This is a genomic window from Acinetobacter sp. YH12040, assembly GCF_013420005.1.
Classification (GTDB): domain Bacteria; phylum Pseudomonadota; class Gammaproteobacteria; order Pseudomonadales; family Moraxellaceae; genus Acinetobacter; species Acinetobacter amyesii.
Genome location: NZ_VOZB01000031.1, coordinates 1 through 1,779, shown reverse-complemented (window position 1 = coordinate 1,779; position 1,779 = coordinate 1). Strand labels below are relative to the sequence as shown.

Sequence of the window (1,779 nt, the reverse complement as noted above, 5' to 3'; positions counted from 1 at the left end):
TTAACTATATGAAAAACAAGGATATTTTAAAAAGCATTTCGTATAAGCTCTATTATGTTAAATAGAATCAAAAAACCACCAATAAAATCGTTATAGTATTATTATTTATTGAGTAGATAAGAGAATTAAATTAGTGAAATACTCAAATGAAAAAATAGTAAAAGCTCTCTTACTTTCTCCTTTACCACTACTTTTTTTCACAGCAGTCCTGTTTATCGTAATGAATCAGGAATACAGCCTATACTCGATTTTAGTGGTTCTTGTAGGGCACGGTCTTGTCTACTTGGCTTATTGTATTTTGACTGTACCTTTCAGCTTCATATTCTCAATTCTTTTAAATCGTTATAACAGTCTTAATTTATTAACTATCTGTATTGCCTCTATAATTATTGCTACTCCATTTTTTATTCTTTTTGGATGGAGTCACACAGGAGAAATTTCGAAAGAGTGGTGGAAGATGTATACAGATACATGGACTATCTTTATGGCTCTATTTCCTGGCTTATGTTATTGGCTATTTCTGATTAACCTAAAAGATAAGAAATCAAAGAATATTGAATAAACCATTGCATAGAGATTCTTAAATTTCCCTAAAATTAACATAATACACCTTATACGAAATTGAAAATGGGAGTCTTAAGCTCCCATTTTTACTATATTTTTTTAAATTTCGTATAACGACCATTATGTTAAATATGGGCTTAAGATTTAGTTCTTTAAGTCCTTAAGCATACAAATACCACATGAATTGTGGCCTGTATCTCCAATCCGCTTATCTAACATTTTAAAGTCGAAAGACTCATATAAACCAAGTGCTGCACCCAGCTCTTCTAAAGTTTCTAAATAGCAATATTGATATCCATACTCAGCCGCTTTATCGATAGCTAAATTTATTAATCTTCTACCTACACCTAATCCTGTTAAGCTGCTATCAATATAAAGCTTTTGTAATTCACAATACTCTTTTCCTGCTCCTAGTAAGGGAGCTATCCCTACCCCACCTTTAACTATTCCATCTATTTCTATTACCCAATATCCTGAACCGTTAGCTGTATAAACTTCACTTAGATGGTTAAGACATGGATCATTTAGACTGACACCTTCTAGATGGTCTATTTTATTGTCTATAAAACTTTGGCGTATAACAGCTGCTATAGCCTCATTATCTTTTGGCTCAATGGGCCTTATATTTAATCCAATCTCTCGTTGTTTACGTGCATTTTTCAAAGTTTTTACAAAATTTTTAATGGTTAGACTTAATTGTTGTAGCTCACTTTCAGAAGAAAGCGTAAGCGCCTCAGATGTAAATTGATTAGCATATTTATTAATCTCAAATAAAATACTTTTTCCTTTCTCTGTAAGGGTAAAAGTCATTGATCTTGCATCAGAAGGGCTTATTTTTCTTAAAAGTAATTCATCTTTTTCTAACGTTTTTAACGTTCTACTGATACTAGATTTTTCGACACATAAAATCTTGGCTAATTCTGTGACACCTAACCCATACTTTGAGTTATTTAGTTCAATTAGGATGTGGCTTTGGAGAGGAGAAAGATCAGTTCCAATTGTTTTACGGCTCAACATACCCAATTCACGAACCATCTCTCGGAAAGACGCTCGGAACAACTCAGTTTCTTGTGTTTGCATGACTTCACTCTGAATATACTAAATTTAGTTAACAGTGTTAACTAAATTTAGTATATTCATATTGGAGCTTGATGCAAGACATTTGGTGGGTGTTAATTTTAATTTTTCTAAAATTAACATAATACACCTTATACG

The 1,779-nt window shown here is 31.9% G+C and carries 2 protein-coding genes; one reads left to right on the top strand and one right to left on the bottom strand.

The window, feature by feature from the left end; genetic code table 11:
- Positions 1-133: 133 nt before the first annotated feature.
- Positions 134-562: a hypothetical protein gene (locus FTT99_RS16280; RefSeq protein ID WP_000877730.1), complete on the top strand. Its 429-nt coding sequence runs from the start codon at positions 134-136 to the stop codon at positions 560-562.
- 146 nt (positions 563-708) lie between these two features.
- On the opposite strand, the gene FTT99_RS16275 is transcribed toward FTT99_RS16280, so the two are convergent.
- Positions 709-1,644 (bottom strand): bifunctional helix-turn-helix transcriptional regulator/GNAT family N-acetyltransferase, encoded by a 936-nt coding sequence (locus tag FTT99_RS16275; RefSeq protein WP_180161684.1) that lies wholly within the window; start codon positions 1,642-1,644, stop codon positions 709-711.
- Positions 1,645-1,779: the final 135 nt, after the last annotated feature.

Coding starts and splice junctions, on each gene's coding strand:
- FTT99_RS16275 (WP_180161684.1), bottom strand. CDS start 1,644: ATGCAAACACAAGAAACTGAGTTGTTCCGAGCGTCTTTCCGAGAGATG.